Origin of the sequence: Streptomyces sp. NPDC059895 (assembly GCF_042731035.1) — a bacterium.
Lineage (GTDB): Bacteria > Actinomycetota > Actinomycetes > Streptomycetales > Streptomycetaceae > Streptomyces.
Genome location: NZ_JBHWKO010000035.1, coordinates 60064 through 82376, shown reverse-complemented (window position 1 = coordinate 82376; position 22313 = coordinate 60064). Strand labels below are relative to the sequence as shown.

General features: G+C 73.6%; 20 protein-coding genes. 7 read left to right on the top strand and 13 right to left on the bottom strand.

The window, feature by feature from the left end:
- Positions 1 to 7 precede the first annotated feature (7 nt).
- Both ACFV9M_RS30810 and ACFV9M_RS30805 read right to left on the bottom strand, forming a co-directional pair.
- Positions 8 to 1345 carry a peptidoglycan-binding protein gene (locus ACFV9M_RS30810; protein WP_385067758.1) on the bottom strand — a complete coding sequence of 446 codons (1338 nt, stop codon included), beginning with the start codon at positions 1343 to 1345 and terminating at the stop codon, positions 8 to 10.
- Positions 1342 to 1890, bottom strand: a complete 549-nt coding sequence (locus tag ACFV9M_RS30805) for a hypothetical protein (RefSeq protein ID WP_385067761.1) — start codon at positions 1888 to 1890, stop codon at positions 1342 to 1344. Before ACFV9M_RS30805 ends, ACFV9M_RS30810 begins: the two co-directional genes overlap by 4 nt.
- 88 nt (positions 1891 to 1978) lie before the next feature.
- Between ACFV9M_RS30805 and ACFV9M_RS30800 the strand changes: the two genes are divergently transcribed.
- The 4 genes from ACFV9M_RS30800 to ACFV9M_RS30785 all read left to right on the top strand — a co-directional run bounded on the left by ACFV9M_RS30800 (position 1979) and on the right by ACFV9M_RS30785 (position 5407).
- Entirely contained in the window at positions 1979 to 2632 is a 654-nt protein-coding gene (locus ACFV9M_RS30800; RefSeq protein WP_385067764.1) for a response regulator transcription factor, read from the top strand.
- Positions 2613 to 3767, top strand: a complete 1155-nt coding sequence (locus ACFV9M_RS30795) for a sensor histidine kinase (RefSeq protein WP_385067767.1) — start codon at positions 2613 to 2615, stop codon at positions 3765 to 3767. The genes ACFV9M_RS30800 and ACFV9M_RS30795 overlap by 20 nt, the downstream gene beginning before the upstream one ends.
- A 226-nt stretch (positions 3768 to 3993) precedes the next feature.
- Positions 3994 to 4599 carry a sulfite oxidase-like oxidoreductase gene (locus ACFV9M_RS30790; RefSeq protein ID WP_385067769.1) on the top strand — a complete coding sequence of 202 codons (606 nt, stop codon included), beginning with the start codon at positions 3994 to 3996 and terminating at the stop codon, positions 4597 to 4599.
- A 31-nt stretch (positions 4600 to 4630) separates the two neighbouring features.
- A complete protein-coding gene (locus ACFV9M_RS30785) occupies positions 4631 to 5407 on the top strand; it encodes a ferredoxin reductase (RefSeq protein ID WP_385067956.1) in 777 nt (258 codons plus the stop codon).
- Between the two features lie 40 nt (positions 5408 to 5447).
- On the opposite strand, the gene ACFV9M_RS30780 is transcribed toward ACFV9M_RS30785, so the two are convergent.
- From ACFV9M_RS30780 to ACFV9M_RS30755, 6 genes are read right to left on the bottom strand one after another with little or no spacing between them, the layout of a single operon-like run.
- A complete protein-coding gene (locus ACFV9M_RS30780) occupies positions 5448 to 6752 on the bottom strand; it encodes an amidohydrolase (RefSeq protein ID WP_385067772.1) in 1305 nt (434 codons plus the stop codon).
- Positions 6749 to 7501 carry a nucleoside phosphorylase gene (locus ACFV9M_RS30775; RefSeq protein WP_385067775.1) on the bottom strand — a complete coding sequence of 251 codons (753 nt, stop codon included), beginning with the start codon at positions 7499 to 7501 and terminating at the stop codon, positions 6749 to 6751. The genes ACFV9M_RS30780 and ACFV9M_RS30775 overlap by 4 nt, the downstream gene beginning before the upstream one ends.
- Positions 7498 to 8364 (bottom strand): ABC transporter permease, encoded by an 867-nt coding sequence (locus tag ACFV9M_RS30770; protein ID WP_385067778.1) that lies wholly within the window; start codon positions 8362 to 8364, stop codon positions 7498 to 7500. Before ACFV9M_RS30770 ends, ACFV9M_RS30775 begins: the two co-directional genes overlap by 4 nt.
- Positions 8364 to 9407: an ABC transporter permease gene (locus ACFV9M_RS30765; protein ID WP_385067781.1), complete on the bottom strand. Its 1044-nt coding sequence runs from the start codon at positions 9405 to 9407 to the stop codon at positions 8364 to 8366. The genes ACFV9M_RS30770 and ACFV9M_RS30765 overlap by 1 nt, the downstream gene beginning before the upstream one ends.
- Position 9408: 1 nt before the next feature.
- Positions 9409 to 10947, bottom strand: a complete 1539-nt coding sequence (locus tag ACFV9M_RS30760) for an ABC transporter ATP-binding protein (protein ID WP_385067784.1) — start codon at positions 10945 to 10947, stop codon at positions 9409 to 9411.
- Complete coding sequence (locus tag ACFV9M_RS30755) at positions 10928 to 11980, bottom strand: BMP family ABC transporter substrate-binding protein (RefSeq protein ID WP_385067786.1); 1053 nt, start codon at positions 11978 to 11980, stop codon at positions 10928 to 10930. The genes ACFV9M_RS30760 and ACFV9M_RS30755 overlap by 20 nt, the downstream gene beginning before the upstream one ends.
- Before the next feature lie 309 nt (positions 11981 to 12289).
- On the opposite strand from ACFV9M_RS30755, the gene mtnA reads away from it, so the two are divergent.
- On the top strand, positions 12290 to 13321 hold the full coding sequence (gene mtnA, locus ACFV9M_RS30750) for an S-methyl-5-thioribose-1-phosphate isomerase (RefSeq protein WP_385067789.1): 1032 nt from the start codon (positions 12290 to 12292) through the stop codon (positions 13319 to 13321).
- 108 nt (positions 13322 to 13429) lie between these two features.
- On the opposite strand, the gene mtnB is transcribed toward mtnA, so the two are convergent.
- From mtnB to ACFV9M_RS30735, 3 genes are read right to left on the bottom strand one after another with little or no spacing between them, the layout of a single operon-like run.
- Complete coding sequence (mtnB, locus tag ACFV9M_RS30745) at positions 13430 to 14038, bottom strand: methylthioribulose 1-phosphate dehydratase (protein ID WP_385067792.1); 609 nt, start codon at positions 14036 to 14038, stop codon at positions 13430 to 13432.
- Positions 14035 to 14760 carry an acireductone synthase gene (mtnC, locus tag ACFV9M_RS30740; protein WP_385067795.1) on the bottom strand — a complete coding sequence of 242 codons (726 nt, stop codon included), beginning with the start codon at positions 14758 to 14760 and terminating at the stop codon, positions 14035 to 14037. The genes mtnB and mtnC overlap by 4 nt, the downstream gene beginning before the upstream one ends.
- Positions 14757 to 15356, bottom strand: a complete 600-nt coding sequence (locus tag ACFV9M_RS30735; RefSeq protein WP_385067797.1) for an acireductone dioxygenase — start codon at positions 15354 to 15356, stop codon at positions 14757 to 14759. Before ACFV9M_RS30735 ends, mtnC begins: the two co-directional genes overlap by 4 nt.
- A 668-nt stretch (positions 15357 to 16024) precedes the next feature.
- On the opposite strand from ACFV9M_RS30735, the gene ACFV9M_RS30730 reads away from it, so the two are divergent.
- Positions 16025 to 16447 (top strand): TetR/AcrR family transcriptional regulator, encoded by a 423-nt coding sequence (locus ACFV9M_RS30730; RefSeq protein WP_385067799.1) that lies wholly within the window; start codon positions 16025 to 16027, stop codon positions 16445 to 16447.
- Positions 16448 to 16553: 106 nt separating this feature from the next.
- Positions 16554 to 17543: an NAD(P)-dependent alcohol dehydrogenase gene (locus ACFV9M_RS30725; protein ID WP_385067800.1), complete on the top strand. Its 990-nt coding sequence runs from the start codon at positions 16554 to 16556 to the stop codon at positions 17541 to 17543.
- Between the two features lie 38 nt (positions 17544 to 17581).
- Here ACFV9M_RS30725 and ACFV9M_RS30720 read toward each other — a convergent pair whose 3' ends face one another.
- Together ACFV9M_RS30720 and ACFV9M_RS30715 are read right to left on the bottom strand one after the other, a co-directional pair.
- Positions 17582 to 21769 (bottom strand): hypothetical protein, encoded by a 4188-nt coding sequence (locus ACFV9M_RS30720; protein WP_385067802.1) that lies wholly within the window; start codon positions 21767 to 21769, stop codon positions 17582 to 17584.
- Positions 21756 to 22034, bottom strand: coding sequence for a CU044_2847 family protein (locus ACFV9M_RS30715; RefSeq protein WP_385067805.1), 279 nt, complete (start codon positions 22032 to 22034; stop codon positions 21756 to 21758). The genes ACFV9M_RS30720 and ACFV9M_RS30715 overlap by 14 nt, the downstream gene beginning before the upstream one ends.
- Between the last annotated feature and the right edge of the window lie 279 nt (positions 22035 to 22313).

The window sequence follows — 22313 nt, the reverse complement described above, 5'->3', positions numbered from 1 at the left end:
ATCGGACTCACTGCGGGATCCCCACCTTCAGGCCCTCGGTGATGCCGTCCCCGTCCACCTCGACCAGGCCGTCGGCGAACAGGCCGACTTCCACCGGGCGGTACTCCACCCCGGAGCCGGTGACGGCCTGCACCGCATAGCCGCCGCCCTTGCGGGCGACGAGCGCGGTCACCGGGACGGCCAGGACGTTCTCGCGGCTCTCCGCGGTCAGGGTCACGTCCACCGGGGCCGCCTGGTAGCGGCCCAGCTTCCTCTGGTCCTCGACGGACAGCTCGACCGGCAGCGTGGCCTCCTCGGCGCCGCCGTCGCCGCCGCTCCCGGAGGGCTTGGCGGTGGCGGCGTTGCCGACGTCGGTGACGGTGGCCTCGGCCTCGGTGCCGTCGGGGAGCCGCACGGTGGCCTTGCTGCCCTCCTCGACCAGGTCCTCGTACTTGGCCTCCAGATCGACGGTGACCAGGCGCCGCGTACCGGTCCAGGTGAGGAGTTCGCCGGACGCGGCGTCGCCGCGGACGGCCGTGACCCCGGCGACGCGTCGGGCGCCGGCGGCGACCACGGCGTCGCCGGCGGCGACCGTGCCGGTCTCCTCGCGGCCGAGGTCCTCCTGCCACTCCCGCACGGCGGCCGCCGTGCCCGAGGTGTACGTGTCGTCCACCGTGAAGCCGGTGTAGCCGAGGGCGGCGAGGTTCTCCTCCAGGAGTTCCACGTCCGCGCCGTCGGCGCCGGCGTCCAGGGTGCGGTAGAAGGGGAGGGAGCCGTACAGCAGCGGGACCTTGTCCTCGTTCACGCGGTAGACCGGCTCGCCGCGTTCGATCACGTCGCCCTCGGCGGGCAGCCAGGTCAGCGTCCCGCCGCCGGAGCCGCCGCCCCCGGTCCCGCCCTCGCCGGAGTCCGCGGGCTCACCGCTCCCGGCGCCGGCGGCCCGCACCGTGGTCGGGTCGCCGTGGCCGAGCGTGCCCTCCACGGTCTCGCTGCGGGTCAGTGTCGTCCTCTCCACCGACGCCGTGCGCGCAGGGCCGGACGGAGCGGCCGCCGCGGATCCACCGCCGTCCCCGCCGAGGGCACCGGTCGCGGCCAGGCCGCCCGCCGCCGCCACCGCGGTGGCCGCCACCACGATCAGCGACCTGCGCAGCGGATGCCTCCGATGCCGCGACGGCGCGACCTGCGCGGCATCGGACCGGTCACCGGTGTCGGAGAACACGTCCGGTGTGCCGGCGGCCTCTGAACCGGCGGCCTCCGTGCCCTTGCCCTCCGTGCCCTTGACCTCTGTGCCCTTGACCTCTGTGCCATCGACCCCCGTGCCATCGGCCGGGGTGTGCGCCGCGTCGGACCGCTGCCGGCCGGTCACTGCGCCCCGCCGGGCTTCATCTTGCCGCCGGGGTCCTTGTCCTGGCAGGTTTCCATGGCCTCTTCCAGCTCGGGGCTCTCCGGGTCGATCCCGGCGGCCTCCAGGTCGATCTCCATCGTGTCGCCGTCGATCTGCGGGTCGGCGAACGCGGGCACGCCGTTGTCGCGGACGCACTGCGCCCACCGCGCCACCTTCGCCGGGTCGAGCGGCTCGCCGGCGTTCGCGCCCTCGCCCTGCGGAGCGAGGTCCTTGCACGCCTCGCTCGCCTTCTTGAAGGCGCTGGAGTCGGGGTCGACGCCCGAGTCCTTGCCGATGATCGAGTTGCCGTCCTCGTCGGGGTCCGGGAACTTCGGCACCCCCTTCTCCCGCATGCACTGGGCGAACGCCAGCTGCCTGTCCTCGGCGCCGGTGGGTGACGCACCCGAGCCGGAACCGGAGTCCGCCGGGGAGGCACCGCCCGAACAGGCCGTCAGCAGTACACCCGACAGCAGCAACGGGACGAGGGACAGCATCCGTACGCTCTTGCGTTCGTATGACAGCTTCATGGATCCAGGACTAGTGCGCGGGCAGTTACACCAAGGGAACAAAGCCTTGTTATCCCCGGGTAACCACCCCTGCGGCATGCTCTTCCGTATGCGTGTACTCATCGTCGAGGACCACAGAACACTGGCCGAGAAGGTGGCCACCGGTCTGCGCCGCTCCGGCATGGCCGTCGACACGGCCTTCGACGGGCAGGAGGCGCTGGACATGGCGTCCGTCTACGACTACGACGTGATCGTCCTGGACCGTGACCTGCCGAAGCTGCACGGCGACGACGTGTGCCAGGCCCTCGTCGAGACCGACGGCCGCGCCCGCATCCTGATGCTCACCGCCGCCACCACGTTGCAGGACCGGGTCGACGGCCTCGGCCTCGGCGCCGACGACTATCTGGCCAAACCGTTCGCCTTCGCCGAGCTGATCGCCCGTATTCGCGCCCTGGCCCGCCGCAGTCAGCCGGCCCTGCCGCCGGTCCTCGCCCACGGCGACCTCACCCTCGACACGAGCCGCCGCATCGCCCGCCGGGCCGGACGCCGGCTGGAGCTGACCCCCAAAGAGCTCGCCGTCCTGGAACTGCTCATGACAGCGCAGGGCCGGGTGATCTCCGCCGAGGAACTGCTGGAGCGCGCCTGGGACCACGCGGCCGACCCGTTCACCCACACGGTCAAGGTCACCGTCAGCCGACTGCGCCGCAAACTCGGCGAGCCGCAGATCATCGAAACGGTGCCCCATGCCGGCTACCGCATCTGACCCGGCCACCGGCCCGCGCCGGCCGCGCCGGACCGTACGACTGCGGCTGACCCTGCTGTACGGCGGTCTCTTCCTGGTCTGCGGGGTCGCGCTGCTCGCCATCACCTACCTCTTGGTCGCCGGCACCGAGCCCGAGTTGTTCATGACCGAGGTCGGCAACGGCGGTCGCCTCCCCGAGGGCGGCAGCCGGCCCCAGGTGGTGTGGCACTGGGGCGCGACCCTGCGCCTGCTGGTCGTCGAGTCCGCCATCGCCCTGGGCATCATGTCCGTCGTCGCCGTCGGGCTCGGCTGGATCATGGCCGGCCGTGCCCTGCGCCCCGTACGGATCATGACCGATCGGGCGCTGAGGATCTCCGAGCGCAACCTCCACGAGCGTCTCGCCGTGGCCGGCCCCCATGACGAGCTGAAGGTGCTGGGCGACACCTTCGACCGGCTGCTGGGCCGGTTGGACACCGCCTTCGAGACGCAGAAGCGCTTCGTCGCCAACGCCTCGCACGAGCTGCGCACCCCGCTGACACTGCAACGCGTCGCGCTCGAAGTGGCGCTGACCGATCCCGACCGGGATGTCGAGTCGCTGGAGGAGGCGTGCCAGGAGGTGCTGGCCTATGGCGAGCACCAGGAGCGCATGATCGAGGCGCTCCTGACCCTTGCCGGCAGCGAGCGCGGCCTTGAGTATCGCGAGCCCGTGGATCTCGCGCGTATCGCCGAGGCGGTGCTGGACACCCCCCGGCCGCAGCGTGGCGTGCGCATCGAGCGGTCCCTCGGCCCGGCCGTGACGCACGGCGATCCACGGCTGCTCGAACGGCTGGTGGCGAACCTGGTCGACAACGCGGTACGGCACAACCTCCGCGAAGGCTGGGTGCGGGTGACGACCTCGGTGCGGGACCACCAGCCGCTGCTGCGTGTGGTCAACAGCGGCCCGCACGTTCCGCACGACCGCATCGACGACCTCTTCACACCCTTCCAGCGGCTGGAGTCCCGCACCGGCGGCGACGAAGGCCACGGCCTCGGCCTGTCCATCGTCGCGGCCATCGCGACCGCCCACGACGCCGAGTCGACCACCCGCCCGGGCCCGGAGGGCGGCCTGGACATCAGCATGACCTTTCCCGCCCCGCCGGCAGGGGGCGCGTCCTGACCCCCGAGGCGCTGGGCCGACGTCGCGGTGCGCGCCGCGGTGGTGCACGCGCCGCACCGGTCGGCGCAACCTGCCTCGTTCCGGGACGACGTCGTGTCGTTCCGTGCGACCGCGCGGCCACGCGGTCAGTCCGGGACCGAGGGTGGCACACGTGTACGACCCGGGTGCGGTTAGATGGGGGAGGAAAAAACGAGCAGACGCTGCTACGGAGGCAGGCACCACCCGCATGAACATCACCCGAGGCTTCACCGGGCGCCCGCGCGTGTCCGACCCCGGGCTGCCGCCCGGCCAGTACGACGCGGGCGACGACTGGCCCGTCCTGTCCGCCGAGGTCACGCCCGACCTGGCGGCCGCCGACTGGACCTTCCGCATCGACGGGCTGGTCGCCGAGCCCCGCACCTGGACCTGGGACCAGGCGCACGCGCTGCCCGCGTCGGCGTACGAGGGCGACATCCACTGCGTGACCAGCTGGTCGAAGTTCGGCGTGCGGTTCGGGGGGGTGTCCCTGGACACCTTCCTCGACGCGGTGCGCCCCCTGCCCTCCGCCACGCACGTCGTCGCCTACGCGCACACCGGCTACACCACGAACCTCCCGCTCGCGGACGTGACCGGCGGGCGTGCCTGGATCGCGTGGGAGTACGACGGTCAGCCGCTCCCGCCGGAGCACGGGGGACCGGCCCGGCTGCTGGTGCCGCACCTGTACTTCTGGAAGAGCGCCAAGTGGATCGCGGGCCTCAGGCTCCTCGACCACGACGAGCCGGGCTTCTGGGAGCAGAACGGCTACCACGCCCGCGGCAACCCCTGGGAGGAGCAGAGGTACTCCGGTGACTGAGCCGACCCTGACCGAGGCCCCGACCGGGGCCCTGGCCGAGACGCCCTTCGTCCCGCCCACGGCCTTCGTCCCGCCCACGCGCTTCGCCGTGCCCGGGCGGATCGCCGTGAGCAACCGGGCGGCGGCGCTGTGGCAGACCGCCACGCTCACCGACATCCGCCGTGAGACGCCCGGGGCGGCCACCTTCCGGTTCGCCGTGCCCGCCTGGGCGGGGCATCTGCCCGGCCAGCATCTGATGCTGCGGCTGACCGCCCCGGACGGCTACACGGCCCAGCGGCACTACTCGATCGCGTCCGCGCCCGAGGAGCCGGGGCACATCGAGCTGACCCTGGACCACGTCGAGGGCGGCGAGGTGTCCGGGTGGTTCCACACCGAGGCCCGGATCGGCGACCGGGTACAGGTGCGCGGGCCGCTGAGCGGCTTCTTCGCCTGGCCGGGCGACCGGCCCGCGCTGCTGGTCGGCGCGGGTTCCGGGGTCGTGCCGCTGATGTCGATGGTGCGGCACCACCGTGCCCGGGGGCTCACGGTGCCGCTGCGGCTGCTGGTGTCCGCGCGCAGCCCGGAGGAGCTGATCTACGCGCGTGAGTACGGTGCGGAGACGACACCGGTCTTCACCCGCAGCGCGCCGGACGGCGTACCGGTGGGGCGGCTGACGGCCGCGCACCTGGCGCCGCTCATGGCCGAGCCGCCCGCGGGAGGATGGGAGGCGTACGTCTGCGGCTCCAACGCCTTCGCCGAGCACGCCTCACGGCTGCTGGTGGCGGCGGGCCAGCCGGTGGACCGCATCCGCATCGAACGGTTCGGCTGAGGCCCGGAGACCCGGAGGCCCGGAGCCTCCGGGCCCGCCGTCAGCCCCGCGCGACGCGCCGCGCGACGTCCGCCCGTGTCGCCGCCTCGTCGACCGTGGTCAGCACACGGTCGCGCATCAGGACGCGTCCGTCGACCACCGTGTCCCGCACGTCCGCCGCGTGCGCCGCGTAGGCGACCGTCGACCAGGGGTCGTGCGGCGGCGTCAGGTGCGGCGCGCGCAGGTCGAGCACGATCAGGTCGGCCCGCTTGCCGGCCTCCAGCGAGCCCAGGTGCCCGCCGAGTCCGAGGGCCCTCGCGCCCTCGACGGTCGCCATGCGGACGGCCGTCTCGGCGCCGACCGCCGTGGGGTCGCCGCCCGCCTTGTGCACCAGGGCCGCCTGCCGCACCGCGCCCAGGACGTCCAGCGTGTTGGAGCTGACGGCGCCGTCCGTGCCGAGGCCCACGGTCACGCCCGCGCCCAGCAGCCCCGGCACCGGCGCGATGCCGCAGCCCAGCTTCAGGTTCGACACCGGGCAGTGGGCCACCGACGTGCCGGTGCGGGCCAGCGCCGCGATCTCCGTCCCGGTCAGGTCCACGGTGTGCGCGAGCAGCACGTCGGGACCGAGCAGCCCGAGCGAGTCCAGCAGCTCGACGGGCCGTTTGCCGTACCGGTCCTGGACGGTGGCGACCTCGGTGGCGTTCTCGGCCGCGTGGGTGTGCACCAGCGCGCCGAACTCACGGGCCAGCGCGAACACCTCGGTGAGCTGCCACGGGGTGAGGGTGTAGGCGGAGTGCGCGAAGAGCACATGGCGGCGGCCGGGAGCGGCCGGTCCTCGCGCCTGAAGGTCCCGCCGCGCCCACGCCAGCCGCTCCTCGTACGCGATGCCGTCGGCCGGGTCCGGGACGTCCATGAAGGTCGGGCCGGTGTGCAGCCGCCAGCCGGTCTCGCGGGCCACCGTCTCGGCCGCCTCGTGGAACCAGTACATGTCGAGCGCCGAGGTCACGCCCGCGCGGACGCTCTCCGCGACGGCCAGCCGGACCGCCGCCGCCACGCTGTCCGGCGCCAGCAGCGCGGACTCCCAGGTCAGCACCCGCTCCAGGAAGCCCTGGAGGGTGACGTCGTCGGCGCGGCCGCGCAGCAGCGTCATCGCGAGGTGGGTGTGCGCGTTGATCAGGCCGGGCAGCACGAGGCAGCCCGTCGCGTCGATCACCTCGTCCGCCGTGTAGCGGGCCGTGAGGTCGCGTGCCGGGCCGACGGCGAGGATCTCGCCCCCGTGGACGGCGACCGCACCGTCGTGGACGACGGTCCCGGCGTCGTCCACGGTCAGCACGTCACCGCCGCGGACCAGCAGGTCGATGCTCACGCCCGCTCCTCCTCCGCCAGCAGCCGCAGCGCCTCCAGCGTGACGAGGGCGCCCCGCTCGACACCGGCGGCGACGACGTCCCGGTGCGGGTTGTAGCCGCCGGTGGTCTCCTCGTCGACCAGTTCGTCGGCGTTCGCCCCGTCGATCACCAGTACGCCGCCCGCGACCAGGCCGCGCAGCGAGGCCGTCACCAGCAGCGCCGACAGCTCCATCTCGATCGCGGCGAGCCCGGCGCCCTCGTAGGAGAACAGCGGGAGCAGGCCCGGCTGGAACGCGGCCCGCGTCCACACCAGGCCCCGGTGGTGCGGGGCGCCGATCCCGCGGGCCGCCCGCTGCAACGCGAACACCGCCTCCGGCGCGGACACGGCCGGATACTCGGGCGGCAGCAGCTGGTGGGTGACGCCGTCGTCGCGCACGGCCGCCTCCGCGATGACGAGGTCGCCGTCCGCGATCCCCGTCCTCATCGCACCCGCCGTGCCGAACCGCAAAACGGTGCGCACGCCCGCGTCCGCCAGCTCCTGGAACAGCAGGATCGCCCCCGGAGCGCCGACCCCGTGCGAGGCCACCGTGACCGGCAGACCCTTCCAGGTGCCGCGGAACGCCCGGTACTCGCGGTGGTACGACACCTCCTCGGCGCCGTCGAGCAGCGCGGCGACCGCGGCGGCCCGCGCCGGGTCGCCGACGACCAGCGCACGCTCCGGGAGGCCGGTGCGGGGGATGCGGGTGACGGGCAGCAGGTCCTGCGTCATGAGACGGCTCCGGTGGTGCGGGTACGGCGACGGCGGCGGGCCGTCGTGAGGAAGAGGGCGCCGAGCGTGACGACGTACGGCGCGGCGTCGGTGGCCTGCTGCGGCAGCCCGATGCCCTGGAGGCGGAAGCCGGCCGCCTCGGCGAGGCCGAACAGCAGCGCGGCGAGCAGCACACCGAGCGGGGCGGCCCGCCCGAGCATGACCGCGACGACCGCGATCCAGCCGCGGCCGGCCGTCATGTTCTCGGAGAAGAGGGTGACGTTGCCCAGCGCGAGCTGGGCCCCGGCCAGGCCGCACAGCACCCCGGAGGCCAGGATCGCCGCGTACCGGTACCTCGCCGGGCTCACGCCGAGCGTGGCCGCCGCGTCCGGGGCCTCGCCGACCCCGCGCAGCCGCAGCCCCCACACGTGCCGCGAGAGCAGCAGGGCGGCGACACCGACCGCGATCCACGACAGGTAGGCGAGCGGGGTGAAGCCGCCGATCAGCGGCAGGCCCGCGAGGGCGGGGTCGTCGAAGGTGCCCTGCACACCGAAGACGGTGCGCAGCAGGAAGCTGGTCAGGCCCACGGCCAGCAGGTTCAGGGCGATGCCCAGCACCACTGCGTCCCCGCGCAGGGTGACCGCCCCGACGGCCAGGATCAGCGAGTACGCGGCCGCCGCCAGCGCCGCCGCGACGACCCCCAGCCAGGGGCTGCCGGTGAACCAGCTGGTGGCCACGGCGGTGAAGCAGCCGAGCAGCATCATGCCCTCGAGGCCGATGTTGAACACGCCCGCGCGTTCGCACAGGGCACCGCCCAGCGCGGCCAGCAGGATCGGGGTCAGCGCGCGCAGCGCCGACATCAGCAGGTCGGAGTCGAAGAACATCACACGGTCTCCTTCTGCCTCTGCCGCAACAGGCGGCGCGGGAAGCGCAGCCGGGCCGCGAGGAACACGATCACGATGGCCTGGAGCACCTGGGTCAGCTCCCGCGGCACCTCGGTGGTGCGCTCCATCGCCAGTCCGCCGACCTGGAGGACGGCGAAGAAGAAGGAGGCGATCACCGTGCCGAGCGGGGCGGCCGCGGCCAGCAGCGCGGCCGTCAGACCGGTCCAGGTGTAGCCGGGCGCGGTCAGCGAGCCGTCGACGAAGCGGTAGGGGAAGCTCAGCACCCCGATGGCGCCGACCAGCCCGCACAGCGCGCCCGAGACGGACATCAGCTTCAGCGTCAGACCGCGCCGTTCGACACCCGCGTACGCGGAGAAGCGCGCGTTGAGGCCGGTCATGCGGATCTCGTAGCCGAACGCGGTGCGCCGGTCGGTGAACCAGTACGCGGTCGCCGCGAGCACGACGAGGAGCAGACCCACCGTCACCGTCGAGTCGCCGAAGGCGGGCAGGGCCACCCCGTCGGGCAGCGCGCGGGTCTGCGGCAGGCTGGAACCGGGCTCCTTGAGGGGATAGCGGGCCAGGTAGGAGGCCAGCGAGACCGCCGGGTAGCTCAGCAGCAGGCTGCTGACCAGCAGCGGGACGCCGAGGTGGTTCTCGCACAGGGCGGCCAGCACGGCGTACGCGGCACCGGCCGCCATCCCGGCGAGGAGCGCGGCGGCCACGGTGAGCGGGGCGGGCAGCGGCGAGTAGAGACCGGTGACGGCGGCGGTGATACCGCCGAGCACCATCTGCCCGTCGCCGCCGAGGTTGATCAGCCCGGCCCGCAGCGGGACGGCGAGCGCCAGCGCCAGGCCGAGCACGCTCGTCCCGGTGGTGAGCGTCGAGCCGATGCCGTCGCCGCCGAGCGAACCGGTCAGGACCTCGCCGTAGGCGGTGACCGGGTTCGCGCCCGTGCCGAGCAGGAACAGCGCCCCGATGAGGAGTCCGGCGAGCACGGAGAAGGTGAGGGGGGAGCGCAGGGCTCCGGTGATGCGGTTGGTCATGTCAGTCGACGGCCTCCGCCGGGGCGGGGTCGGTGAGGGCGCCGCCGGCCATGGCGAGCCCCAGCGTCCTCTCGTCCGCCTCTTGCTTGGTGTACGACGCCGTGACGCGGCCCTCGTACATGACCAGCACCCGGTCCGCGAGCCCCCGGATCTCGCTCAGCTCGGCCGAGACGAGGAGGACGGCGTGACCGGCGTCGCGGTAGGCGATCAGCTGGTCGTGGATGTTCTGGATGGCGCCGATGTCGACACCGCGCGTGGGCTGCTCGACGAGCAGCAGCGGTGCCTCATGGGCGAGTTCGCGGCCGATCAGCAGTTTCTGCAGGTTGCCGCCGGACAGCGCGGAGGCGGGCACCTCGGGGCTGGACGCCTTGACGCCGAAGCGCTCCACCAGGCGCCGCGCGTGGGCCCGGACCGCCGCGGGCGGCAGCAGGCCGCGGGTGGACAGGGACGTACGGTGGTGGCCCATCGCCAGGTTGTCCGCGACCGACGCGGCGGGCGCGGTACCGACGGCGTGCCGGTCCTCGGGCACGTACGCCAGGCCCCGGGCGCGCCGTTCGGCCGCCGAGGCGTGGGTGACGTCCTCGCCGGCGAGGGCGACCCGCCCGGCGGTGACGGGCCTGAGGCCGGCGAGGGCCTCGACCAGTTCGCTCTGCCCGTTGCCGGCGACGCCCGCGATGCCGACGATCTCCCCGGTGCGGACGGTCAGGTCGACGGCGTGCACGGCGTCCGTGCCCAGTCCGGTCACGTCGAGGACCACCGCACCGGGCGTGCCCGGCGCGTGGACGCGGTCGAGTTCGACCGCGCGGCCGGTCATCGCGGCCGCGATCTCGTCGGCGGACGTCTCGGCGGTGACCAGCCGGGCCACCACCCGGCCGTCGCGCAGCACGGTCACCCGGTCGCTGCCCTCGAGGACCTCCCGCAGCTTGTGCGTGACGAGGATCACCGAACGGCCCTGCGCGGCCAGCGACTTCAGCACCGCGAACAGGGCGTCCGCCTCGGCCGGGGTGAGCACGGCGGTCGGCTCGTCGAGGATGAGCGTGCGCGCGCCGCGGTGCAGCAGCTTGAGGATCTCCACGCGCTGGCGCAGACCCACCGGCAGGTCTCCGACCCGGGCGTCCGGGTCGACGGCGAGCCCGTGCTCCTCGGCCAGTTCGCGCACCCGGCGGCGGGCCGCGGCCCGGTCCACCAGGCCGAAGCGGCGCGGCTCGGCGGCGTAGACGACGTTCTCGGCGACCGTCAGCGAGTCGAACAGCTTGAAGCTCTGGTGGACCATGCCGAGCCCGGCGGCCATCGCGGCGCCGGGGCTGGCGAAGACCGCCTCGCGCCCCTCGACCCGGATCGTGCCGGCGTCCGGCCGCTCCATGCCGTACAGGACCGACATCAGCGTGGACTTGCCCGCGCCGTTCTCGCCCATCAGGGCGTGGATCTCGCCGCGGCGGACCGTCAGGTCGACGGCGTCGTTGGCGAGCGTGCCGGGGAACCGCTTGGTGATTCCCCGGAGCTCGACGGCCGTCCCGTCGTCAGCTCGCTGCCGGGTCATCGACCTTCAGCTCTCCGGACACGATCTGGTCACGCAGGGCCTTCACCTTCGTCAGCACGTCCTTGTGGTCGGCGATCACGCACTGGGAGGAGTCGACGCCGTCCTCCAGGCCGGTCAGGCTGATGCCGCCCTCCTTCAGGCCGTAGGAGACGGTCGTGCCGGTCGTGCCGTCCAGCACCGTCTCGATGCCGTCCTTCACGGCGACGTCGGTGCGCTTGATGACGTTGTCGACGACCGTGCCGGGCGCCGCGGTGCACTGGTTGACGTCGACGCCGTACGCGAAGGCGCCCTTGGCCTTGGCGGCCTCGAAGACGCCGTAGTTGCCGGCCGCGGCGGCCGCCATGATGTGGTCGTAGCCCTTGGACAGCAGGGTGTTGGCCTGCTCCTTGGCGCGCGCGGAGTCGTCGAAGGGGGACTGGCCGCCGACGAAGCGGGTGGAGGACTCCGTCTTGGCGGCGACCTTCTTGGCGCCGGCCGCGAACGGATCGCTGTAGCGGCGGAACTGGGGCGTGTCGAGCACGTCCACCGCACCGACCTTGCCGCTCTTGCTGAGCAGACCCGCCTCGGCGCCGGCGAGGTAGACACCCTCGTGCTCGCGGAAGACCGCGCAGCTGACGTTGTCGAAGGTCTTGGTGGTGCAGGCGTCGATGATCAGGAACTGCTGCTTGGGGTTCTTCTCGGCCTGCTGCGCCACGATGTCGGCGAACTCGAAGCCGACCAGCACGATGACGTCCGGCGCGGCGTCCACCGCCGCCTGGACGTTCTGCTGCTGGGAGGCGGTGTCCGAGGACTGGTACACCTTCTGCGTTCCGTCGTGCTGCTTCGCCGCGTCCTTCACACCGTCGACGGCGAGCTTGAGGAACTCGTTCTGCCCGACGGGGTCGGGGGTGACGAGGGTGAAGGACGCGCCGCCGCTCCCGGCGGAGGCGGACGCGTCGTCCTTCGTGGCGGCGGCGTTGCAGGCGGTGGCGAGGAGCACGGTGCCGGCGGCGAGCGCGGTCAGGTGCAGGGAGCGGCGGTGTCTGCGGTGCATCGGGAGCCTTCCGGGTACGGCAAGGGCGCTGCGCGGGAAGCGCGCGGTGCTGGGGTGGGAAGCCGGGCGGGCCGGTGAGGGATGAACGGAGCCGGCGTCAGCGACGACAGCCGTCGCCCGCACATCGGCCGAAGTCCAGGAAGCGGCGCCTGGTGAGTGGCACACGTCCTCCTTCGTCGTCTCGGCCCACGAGATGCGGGGGCTGGACTGTAACACTCGTTTCCGGACATCTGCTCGATCGTCTCGAACTGTGGTTCCTCCAGGTCATGTACGGTGTCGGACACCATCGGAAGATCAGGAGTGCCCGTAATGTCCCAGGAGCTGCGTGCCGTCGAGTGGACCGGATCGGGCCTGGCGCTGATCGACCAGACCCTGCTTCCGCACCGCGCCGAGACGGTGGACGTCCGTGACACCGACACCCTGGTGGACGCGATCCGGCGTCTCGTGGTGCGCGGCGCCCCCGCGATCGGCGCGGCCGGCGCCTACGGGGTCGCCCTCGCGATGCTCCAGGGCGAGCGCGAGGGTTGGACCGGGGACCGGGTGCGCGCGGAGGTGGCCCGCGTCCGCGAGGCGCGCCCGACCGCGGTCAACCTGATGGTGTGCGTGGACCGGGTGATGACCCGCTTCGAGGAGGGACTGGAAGCGGTCCTGGAGGAGGCGGCCGCCGTCCAGCGCGAGGACGTCGAGGCCAACCGCGCGATGGGCGCCCACGGCGCCGACTGGCTGCTGAAGAAGGTTGGCGAGGACCGGCCGCTGCGCATCCTGACCCACTGCAACACCGGCGCGCTGGCCACGGCCGGCTGGGGCACGGCGCTCGGGGTGATCCGCGAACTGCACGCGCGCGGACGGCTGGAGGTCGTCTACGCCGACGAGACGCGCCCCCTGCTCCAGGGTTCCCGCCTCACCGCCTGGGAGCTGGTCCAGGAGGGCATCCCGCACCGTGTCCAGGCCGACGGTGCCGCGGCCGGCACCATCCTGCGCGGGCAGGTCGACGCGGCGATCGTCGGCGCCGACCGCATCGCGGCCAACGGCGACACGGCGAACAAGGTGGGCACCGTGGGGGTGGCGCTCGCCTGCGCCGACGCGGGCATCCCCTTCCTGGTGGCGGCGCCGACGACCACGGTCGACCTGTCCACCCCGACCGGCGACGCCATCCCCATCGAACTGCGGGGCGAGGACGAGGTGCTGGAGTGGGGCGGAGTACGCACCGCGCCGGCCGAGTCGCGCGGCCACAACCCGGCGTTCGACGTCACTCCGGGGCGCCTGGTGACCGGACTGGTCACCGAGCGGGGCGTGTTGGAGGTGTCGGCGGGCGAACTGCCGGGGGACCGGCTGCGGTAGACCTGCCGGGGGACCGGCTGCGGTAGACGTCAGGTGAGCCTCGGATCTGAGGCATGTGAGTGAGGGCACCGGCCGGCCGCCGGTGCCCTCACTCATGTGTGCCTCGGGTCAGCGGCGGGTGAGTTCCAGCTCCAGCAGCCACTCCACGACCTCGGTGTGGTGGCGGGCCTGACGCGGGTCGTCGCCCCACACGTACAGCCCGTGCCCGGCGACGACCACCGCCGGCATCCTGGGCTCGCGGGCCGCCTCCAGGCGGTCGCCGAGGACCTTCATGTCCTGGCTGTTGGCGATGACCGGCAGGGTGACCTCGACGTCGTGCGCGGGCTGGCCGACGCCCTTGAGCATCTCCAGGTCCTTGAAGGCGATTCCGCCGGGGTGGCGGTGACCCAGGGCCACGGACGCCACGGTGTGGACGTGCACGACGGCGTTCGCGCCGGTCAGCGCGGCCACCCGCGCGTGCAGTTCGGCCTCCGCGGACGGCTTGCCGCCCTGCACGGCCGCGCCCTGTCCGTCCACCAGCACCACGTCCGCGGGCGTCAGTTCGCCCTTGTCGTGACCGCTGGCGGTGACCGCCAGGCGCAGCGGGTCGCGGGAGAGCACCACCGACAGGTTGCCGGAGGTGCCCCGCATCCAGCCGAAGGAGGCGAACCGGGCGGACTCGGCGGCCAGGACGGCTCCCGCCTCCTCCAGATCGCGTGCGGTGATGTCGGCGGTCATGCGGTGCTCCCAGAGGTGTTGACGCTGATCTCGTCGAACGTCCCCGCCTGCGCGTGGTCGCCGACGCCCTGCTCGTGGTACGGCTCCCCGGGCCGCCGGATGCCGACGGTGTGCCAGCCCGCGGCGCGGGCCGCGTCCAGTTCGCCGGGACGGTCGGAGAGGAAGAGGAGCCGGCCGGGCGCCAGGCCCGTCGACTCCGCGATGCGGCGGTAGGACTCCGGCTCCTGCTTGGGGCCGGCGTTCTCCGTGTCGTACAGGCCGGCCACCAGCGGCAGCAGATCGCCCTCGGGTGTCGAGGAGAACCACGCGCGCTGGGCCGCGACCGACCCGGAGGAGTACACGTACAGCCGCAGGCCCGCCGCGTGCCAGGCGCGCAGGGCCGGTACGACGTCGTCGTAGAAGTGCGAGACGAGGTCGCCGCGCGCGAAGCCCTCCGACCAGATGATGCCCTGGAGGGTCTTCAGCGGCGTCGCCTTGCGGTCCTCGTCGAGCCAGGTGCCCAGCGTCTTCTCGACGGCCGCCGCGTCGGCGGCGCGATCGCCGGTCAGTTCGCGCACCTGCGCCACCGCCCGCGCCACTTCCGGCTCGTCGGCGCGCCGCGTCAGCAGCTCACCGAACCGCGCCCGGGAGTACGGGTAGAGCACGTCCACGACGAAGCCGGTGGCGCTCGTGGTGCCCTCGATGTCGAGCACCACGGCGTCCACGTCGAAGCGCAGGCTCACGCGGCGGCCCGGTCCTTCGCGTAGCCGGCGGCGATGGTGTCGTAGTCCGGGAAGCGGGAGGCGATGGGGGAGCCGGTGAAGTTGCCGATCCAGCCGTCCTCCTCGTGGAAGAAGCGGATCGCGGTGAACGCCGGCTCGGTGCCCATGTCGAACCAGTGCGTGGTGCCGCGCGGCACGCCCAGCAGGTCGCCCTTCTCGCAGAAGACCGCGTGCACCTCGCCGTTCACGTGCAGGTAGAAGATGCCGGAGCCGGAGACGAAGAAGCGGACCTCGTCATCGTCGTCGTGCGTGTGCTCCTGGAGGAACTTCTCCCGGGCGGCCTTCGCCTTCACCGGGTACTCCGGGTCGTCGCTGGGGTGCAGACCGAGCACGTCGACGGTGGTGAAGCCCTCCTCGGCGTTGAGGCGCTCGATCTCCGGGCCGTACGCGGCGAAGACGGTGTCGCTGTCGGCGTCGGCGGGGACGTCCTCACGGATCGGCCACTGCTCGTAGCGCACACCGATCGGCGCCAGGGCCGCCGCGATCTCGGCGGGGTCGGAGGTACGGCGGACGAGGGTCTCCGGGCCCGACTCGGACCAGGTCGTCAGCAGGGTCATGGGAACTCCACGGGGCTGGAAGGGAAGTCCGGATACCGGGACGAGCACCGGACGGGCGCAGTGGGAAAGGGGCGCGGTGCCGCGCTGGGGCGGACGGTCCGGGAGGAGGGGACCGGAGGCGACGTCAGCCGCGACACGCCGCGCCGGTACAGCACCGCATGCGGAGCATGCGCATCGCTGTCGCGCCTGGTGTCGTCATCACGTGCCTCACTGTCCCGGATCGGCTGCCGGTCCGGTGATGATACGCCCGCGGTGCCGCTGACCGGGGACGATCCGGTTTTTGTCTCAACTGTTGAGAGTACGTGTCCTGTGCACCCGGTGGTGTCGGGCCGGCGTGGGGCGACGAGGGCCGGCGGCACGGGAGGCTCCCGTCCGCGGGGAAAGGTGACACGCCCTCAGGCCGCAGTCGGCCCGGGCGCGCTTCGTCCCGCAGCGGACCACTCCGCGGACCACTCCGCGGACCACTCCGCGGACCACTCCGCGGACCACTCCGCGGACCACTCCGCGGGACCACTCCGCGGGACCACTCCGCGGGACCACTCCGCGGACCGTCCCGCGAACCGCTCCGGGCGACAAGCAGGCCACAAGGTAGGCGGACGCCGTACACCCGTCGAGATGAAGAACGGTCGGCTCCACGGCTCCTGCCCGTACGAGAGGGGATGACCGAGATGACCACGCAGGCCGACACCGCCGCACAGCGTCGCGCCCCCCTGAGCAAGGGGCGCATCCTGGGCGCCGCCGTCGAGCTGGCCGACGAGGGCGGGGTCGACGCGCTCAGCATGCGCAGGATCGCGCACACGCTCGGTGTCGTGCCCATGGCGCTGTACAAGCACGTGGCCGACAAGAACGAGCTGCTGGACGGCATGATCGACGTACTCGTGGGCGAGATCGATCCGCCGGACGCCGGCATCGGCTGGAAGACGGCCGTGCGCCGGCGGGTGCTGTCGGCGCGGCGCATGCTGCTGCGCCACCCGTGGGCGTCCGGGGTCATCGAGTCGAGGATGAGGGCGCGGGCCGTCCCGACCCCGGCGGTGATGGAGTACCTGGACTCGATGATCGGGACCTTGCGCTCCGCTCTGACCCACCGGTGAGGAACCCGGTGGCACCCGCCTGAACGGCACGCCGCGTATGCGGCCCGCTGAACGCCTTGACGGGTGTACGGCGTACACCTACCGTGCGCGACAGGGGGGAGACCCGATGAAGGCGATCGTTCAGGAGCGGTTCGGTCCGCCCGGCATCCTGCGGCTCGCGGACACCGACCGGCCCGAGGCGGGGGCCGGCCACGTGCTGGTACGCGTGCGCGCCGCCGGGCTCAACCCGTACGACTGGCACATGATGCGCGGCGACCCCTATGTGGCACGGCTGTCGGGGGGCGTCGGGCTGACCCGGCCGAAGTCACGGGTGGCGGGGATCGACGCGGCCGGGGAGATCGAGGCCGTCGGCCCCGGCGTCCACGGACTCCGGCCCGGCGACGAGGTGCTGGGCTTCTGCCCGGGCTCCTTCGCCGAGTACGCCCGCACCACCGCGGAGCTGCTGGTGGCCAAGCCCGCGGGACTGACCTTCGAACAGGCGGCAGCCGTGCCGATGGCGGCGGTCACCGCCCTGCGCGGCATCCGGACCGTGGGACGGGCGCGGGCCGGGCAGCGGGTGCTGGTCAACGGGGCCGGCGGCGGCGTGGGCACGTTCGCCGTACAGATCGCCGCGGCCCTCGACGCGGAGGTCACCGGGGTGTGCAGCGCCCGCAACGCCGAACTGGTGCGCTCGCTGGGCGCCGCGCACGTCGTCGACTACGCCCGGGAGGACTTCACCGAGGGGCGCGTGCGCTACGACCTGATCCTGGACAACGTGGGCAACCGCCCGCTGAGCCTGCTGCGCCGGGCGCTCACCCCGGCAGGGACCCTGGTGGCCAACGGCGGCGGCTCGCCCGGCCGGGTGTTCGGGGCACTGGGCTCGATGCTGCGACTGACGGCGGTCGACACGTTCGTCCGGCAGCGGCTCCGCCCGATCCTCCCGGCGGCCCCTGCCGGGCCGACCCACCAGGACCTGCTCGCCGTCACCGCGCTCATCGAGGCCGGCCGGCTCACCCCGGTGGTCGACCGGACCTACCCCCTGACCGACGCCGCCGACGGCGTGCGCCACGTGGAGCGGGGCCACGCCCGTGGAAAGGCCGTGATCGTCGTGCCCTGAGCACGCCACGCACCACCGCGCGAACCCCCGGCCACGGGTCAGCCGCATCCGGGAGCGGGCGACTCACCGGGGGCGTGTTTCTCCCAGGTCTCCTCCGTGGGCTCTCCGAACTGCGCGCAGAGTGCCGCGTGCGGATCGGTGAACACCGCGGTGTTCCACAGACGCACGCCGCCGCCGGTGCCGCCGCTCGCGAGCAGACGGCCGTCCGGGCTGAATTCCACGGAGTTGACGACGGCGGGGCTGCCGTCCGTGAGAGGAGCCCCGAGCGGGCGTCCGGACGCCGGGTCCCACAGCCGTACGGCGCCGTCCTCGCCGCCGGTGGCCAGGAGACGGCCGTCGGGGCTGAACGCCACCGCGTGCACGGCACCACCGCCGGCGGTGAGCGGGCGGCCCACCTGCCGTCCGGTGTCCGGGTCCCACAGCCGTACGGTCCCCGCCGAGTCACCGGCGGCCAGCAGCTGGCCGTCCCCGCTGAACGCCAGCGCGTTCACCGTGTCGGGGCGTGCGGTGACCACGCCCTCGCCGACCTGGTGGCCGGTGGCCGGGTCCCACCATCGGACGGCGCCGTCCGGACTGCCGGTGGCCAGCAGCTTCCCGTCCGGACTGAACACCAGCGGGGTCTTGAAGTCGACGTATCCGGTGGTGACGTTGATCGGTGGTCCGGCCTGGCGTCCGGCGGCCAGGTCCCACAGCCGCACGACATTGCGCGGATCGCCGGCGGCCAGCAGCCGCCCGTCGGGGCTGAACGCCACATCGGTGGGGAAGTGACCGGCCAGCACGGTGCCCCGGAGCCGCCCGGTGTCGGCGGACCACAGCCGCACGGCCATGCCCGCGGTGGCCGTGGCGAGGACGCGGCCGTCCGGGCTGAACGCCAGCGACTGCAACCAGTGCGGGTCGACGAGGGGCTCACCGGCCGTCCGGCCGGTCACCGGGTCCCACAGGCGCACCGTCCGTCCCATGGTGGCGACGGCGAGCCGGCTCCCGGTGGGGCTGAACCGCACCGCGACGACGTCCCCGGTGTCGTGGGAGAGCAGGGTGGCGGCCCGGCGCCCGGTGTCGGGAACCCACAGCCGTGTCGTGTCGTCGTCGCCGCCGGTCGCCAGGAGGCGGCCGTCCGGGCTGAACCTCACCGCGTAGACGGCCTGGGGACCGACGGACACGTCGCGGACCCCGCGGCGGGTGGTGACGTCCCACAACCGCACCGCCCCGCCGGTGCCCGCGGTGGCCAGGACGTGCCCGTCCGGGCTGAAGTCCAGCGCCTGCACGACGCCGTTCGTCCCGCTGAGCGCGGTGCCCGCCGGGCGTCTGCCGACCGGATCCCACAAGCGCACGTCGCCGTCCCTTCCCCCGCTGGCCAGCAGGCGGCCGTCCGGGCTGAACGCCAGCGCGAACACCTCCCCGGAATGACCGGTGAGCGCTGTGCCCGACTGGCGTCCGGTGGCCGGGTCCCAGAACCGCACGCTTCCGTCCGCGCCCGCGCAGGCCAACGTGCCGTCGGGTCCGAAGGCCAGCGCGAACACGTCCCCGGAGTGGCTGGTGAGGGGCTTGCCCACCGGCCGTCCGGTGGCCGGGTCCCACAAGCGGACGGAGTCGTCCCCCCGCACGACGCTGCCGCTGCCGTTGGCGCTGGCCAGCAACCGTCCGTCGGGGCTGAAGGCCAGTGACGACACCGGACCGGTGTGGCCGGTGAGACGCGCACCGCTCTGGCGTCCGGTGGCCGGGTCCCAGAGCCGGACCGCGCCGTCCTCACCACCGCTGGCCAGCACCTTGCCGTCCGGGCTGAACGCCACCGCGTACACCGCTCCGGCGTCGGCGACGAGCGGGCTGCCGACGGGGCGCCCGGTGGCCGGGTCCCAGAGCCGTACGGTGCGGTCGTCGTGGTGTCCCGAGCGGCCGCCGGCGGCGGTGGCCAGCAGCTTGCCGTCCGGGCTGAACGCCACCGCGTTCACCGTGCTGGTGTGCCCGAGGAGGGTTCCCCGCTGCTCGGCGAGCAGGGTCGACATGGCGGCCGCGGCCTCGTCGGTGTGAGCGACCCGCCATGCCGCGGCGGCCAGTTGGCGCGCGGTGAGGGGACCGGTCGGGGCGAGGGCGAGACTGTCGGCGGCGAGCCGGCGGGACAGCGCGACGGCGTGCTGCCGGGCGGCGTCACTCGCGGACCGTCGTCCCGCCTCCTCGCTCTGCTGGAACCGGTGGTACGTCCGCAGACCCCCGTACCCGGCGACCAGCACAACGGTGCCGACGGCGGCGGCCGACCGGCTGAGGATCCTGGTGCGGCGCCGCCGGGACAGGTCGATGAAGTCACGTTCGTGCTTCCTGACGGAGTCGCCCCGCTCCCGCAGCCACTTCCCGGCCCTGCGCAGGTCGGCGCCGCTCAGCAGGGCGCGGCGGCGGTCGCGGTCGGTGCCGGCCGCCAGCCACCTGCGGCGTGCGGTCCGCAGCTGCTCCTGCCAGACCCGGAAGTCACGCGCGTCGTCGATCCACTGGCCCAGCTCCTTCCACTGGTCGATCAGAGCCTGGTGGGCCAGCTCCGCGGTCCCGGACCCGGGTCCCGCCGCCCCGGTGGTGACGACGAGCCGTGCCGTCGCCAGGTGCTCCGCCGTCCGCCACTCCTCGTCGCCGAGGTCCTCGCGCAGGGCCACGCGACGGACGTCCTGCGGTCGCCCGTCCGGTTGCCGCTGGGGGTCGTCGTCCGGACGGACGAGCTGGACCAGCGCCGCAGACGGGTCCTCGCCCAACGACTGAAGGCGGCGCACCACCTCGTTGGCCCGCTGCCGCAGGGCACCCGTGACGCGGCCGATCGTGTGGTAGGCGTCGATCGTCAGCCTGCCCGCCTCCTGCCGCTGGTACAGCATGGCGAGGGTCTCCTCGACGAGGGGCAGCGCCGAGGTGCTGAACTGGGTCTCTTCGATGATCTCCGTGATGACGGCGTCGTCGATGGCGCACCGCACGGTCCGGAGCGGTTCGGTGATGATCTCCCGCAGCTGCTCGTCGGTCGGCGGCCCGACGGGCATGCCCCGCGCGTCCCACGCCGAGAAGACGGTCCGCGTGTGCCGGGCGGCCGCCTTGCGGAAGGTCTCGCGCACCGTGACGAGCACACAGACGGCCGGTGGGCCGTCGGCGGGGGCGGTCAACCTGCTGACGAAGGCGTCGATGGCGGTGGCGGCGGCAGGTTCGGCGGCGAGTACCTCGTCGAGCTGGTCGAGGACCACCGCCAGCCGCGTGGCCCCCACGTCGTCCAACCAGGCCCGCAGTCCGGCCGCCGCGGCGGGCGGCCCGGCCGACCGCAGCAGCCCGGCCAGACGCTCCCGTACCTCGGCTGCCGCCGGTTGCCCGTCGATCCGCAAGGCCTCCGCGATCGCGGCGGCGAGGTCGACACGGGGGTGGAGCCGCACGGCGGCGGTCGCGGCACCGGCTGCGGCGAGCCGCGGGAGCACACCGGCTCGCGCGAGCGAGGTTTTGCCCACCCCCGACGGGCCGTACACGGTCGTCACGGCGTGCTGGGAGGCGAGGGCCGCCAGGTTCTCGGCCAGACCGTCACGGCCGGCGAACAGCGGGCCGTCCTCCTGCTCGAAGTGGTTCAGCCCGCGGTACGGCGACGGCGGCAAGGCCATCCGCCGCAGCGGCGGGTGGGCTTCGAGGAGGCTGCGGACCGGGATGGCGTAGGCCCGGTCCGATCCGTGCCGGGCCACCACCATGCCGACGACGCCGCTCAGGTCGTCCACCCAGACCGGCGCTCCGCTGAACCCGGGCTCGACCTCGTCGCTCGACATCTCCAGCCAGCCCCCGGCGCCCACCGCGCCGCGGAGCAGCCCCTGGGCGTGGCGCCCGTCGTCGAAGTCGGCCGGGTGGCCGAAGGTCAGGAACGTGCGGGCGCGCAGGTCCTCCAAGGGGTGCAGGACGAGCCGGGCGATGCCGGCCGGTGCCTCGTCGAGCAGTTCCAGGACGGCGATGTCGCCGTACAGTCCGTCAGGAGGTTCGACGGCGACGGCTTCCGCCCGCAACCGCCCCGGCCCGTGCCGGTGGAAGCCGACCTCGACCTCCCACCCCGCGCGCGGTACGACGGGCCGCCGGCCGGCCGGGCGCCGGGTCCGTGCACCGCGTGCGTGCGCCAGTACGTGCGCACAGGTCACCAGCGTGCGCGGCCCCACCAGGAACGCGGAGCCGACCGGCTCCGACCCGGCTCCCCACACCCGGGCGACGGACTCGGTGAAGTCAGGCCCCGGCATCGCTGTCCGATCGCCCGGCCTCCCACTCCATCTCGACGACGAAGTGGGCCTCGCCCGCCGTGCGCGTCAGGATGACGTTCGCGTCGGCCGTCAGCTTGACGCCGAACTCGACGCGGATCCGATCCGGCTTCCGCGGCATCGCGGACAGCCTGTCGAAGACGTGCCCGGCGACGTCCCGCACCCGGCCCAGACTGCCCTGGAGGGTGTCACCGGCGGCGTCGATCCGATCCTGGCCACGACCGACCCGGACCGTTTGACGGTCCACCTCCAAAAGGATCGGTTCCCCGCCCTGAACAGGCAACTCCACAATGTCGGCCACGACACTCCCCGTCCCTCGACGTACTGCCGGCGCGACGCTAGCAAGCGCCCCCGGCCCCTGACGCCGAAGTCACGAAACGGCCCGCGGGGCAGTGGCTTAGCCCCTATCCTGCGTACTGACCTGTCACCGGGGGCAGCGGGGGCAGGCGCATGCGGGCCGGCCGGTCAGCCGGCGGGCACACCGCACGGAACCGTGCCCCCGGTCACCCGCAGCCGTGCCGGCGGC

Excerpts from the sequence above, each read along its gene's own strand:
- ACFV9M_RS30755 (WP_385067786.1), bottom strand. The coding sequence starts at position 11,980 with ATGCACCGCAGACACCGCCGCTCCCTGCACCTGACCGCGCTCGCCGCC.
- ACFV9M_RS30765 (WP_385067781.1), bottom strand. The coding sequence starts at position 9,407 with ATGACCAACCGCATCACCGGAGCCCTGCGCTCCCCCCTCACCTTCTCC.
- ACFV9M_RS30760 (WP_385067784.1), bottom strand. The coding sequence starts at position 10,947 with ATGACCCGGCAGCGAGCTGACGACGGGACGGCCGTCGAGCTCCGGGGA.
- ACFV9M_RS30800 (WP_385067764.1), top strand. The coding sequence starts at position 1,979 with ATGCGTGTACTCATCGTCGAGGACCACAGAACACTGGCCGAGAAGGTG.
- ACFV9M_RS30805 (WP_385067761.1), bottom strand. The coding sequence starts at position 1,890 with ATGAAGCTGTCATACGAACGCAAGAGCGTACGGATGCTGTCCCTCGTC.
- ACFV9M_RS30735 (WP_385067797.1), bottom strand. The coding sequence starts at position 15,356 with ATGACCCTGCTGACGACCTGGTCCGAGTCGGGCCCGGAGACCCTCGTC.
- ACFV9M_RS30725 (WP_385067800.1), top strand. The coding sequence starts at position 16,554 with ATGAAGGCGATCGTTCAGGAGCGGTTCGGTCCGCCCGGCATCCTGCGG.
- ACFV9M_RS30795 (WP_385067767.1), top strand. The coding sequence starts at position 2,613 with ATGCCGGCTACCGCATCTGACCCGGCCACCGGCCCGCGCCGGCCGCGC.
- ACFV9M_RS30730 (WP_385067799.1), top strand. The coding sequence starts at position 16,025 with ATGACCACGCAGGCCGACACCGCCGCACAGCGTCGCGCCCCCCTGAGC.
- mtnB (WP_385067792.1), bottom strand. The coding sequence starts at position 14,038 with ATGACCGCCGACATCACCGCACGCGATCTGGAGGAGGCGGGAGCCGTC.
- ACFV9M_RS30790 (WP_385067769.1), top strand. The coding sequence starts at position 3,994 with ATGAACATCACCCGAGGCTTCACCGGGCGCCCGCGCGTGTCCGACCCC.
- ACFV9M_RS30775 (WP_385067775.1), bottom strand. The coding sequence starts at position 7,501 with ATGACGCAGGACCTGCTGCCCGTCACCCGCATCCCCCGCACCGGCCTC.
- ACFV9M_RS30770 (WP_385067778.1), bottom strand. The coding sequence starts at position 8,364 with ATGTTCTTCGACTCCGACCTGCTGATGTCGGCGCTGCGCGCGCTGACC.
- mtnA (WP_385067789.1), top strand. The coding sequence starts at position 12,290 with ATGTCCCAGGAGCTGCGTGCCGTCGAGTGGACCGGATCGGGCCTGGCG.
- ACFV9M_RS30720 (WP_385067802.1), bottom strand. The coding sequence starts at position 21,769 with ATGCCGGGGCCTGACTTCACCGAGTCCGTCGCCCGGGTGTGGGGAGCC.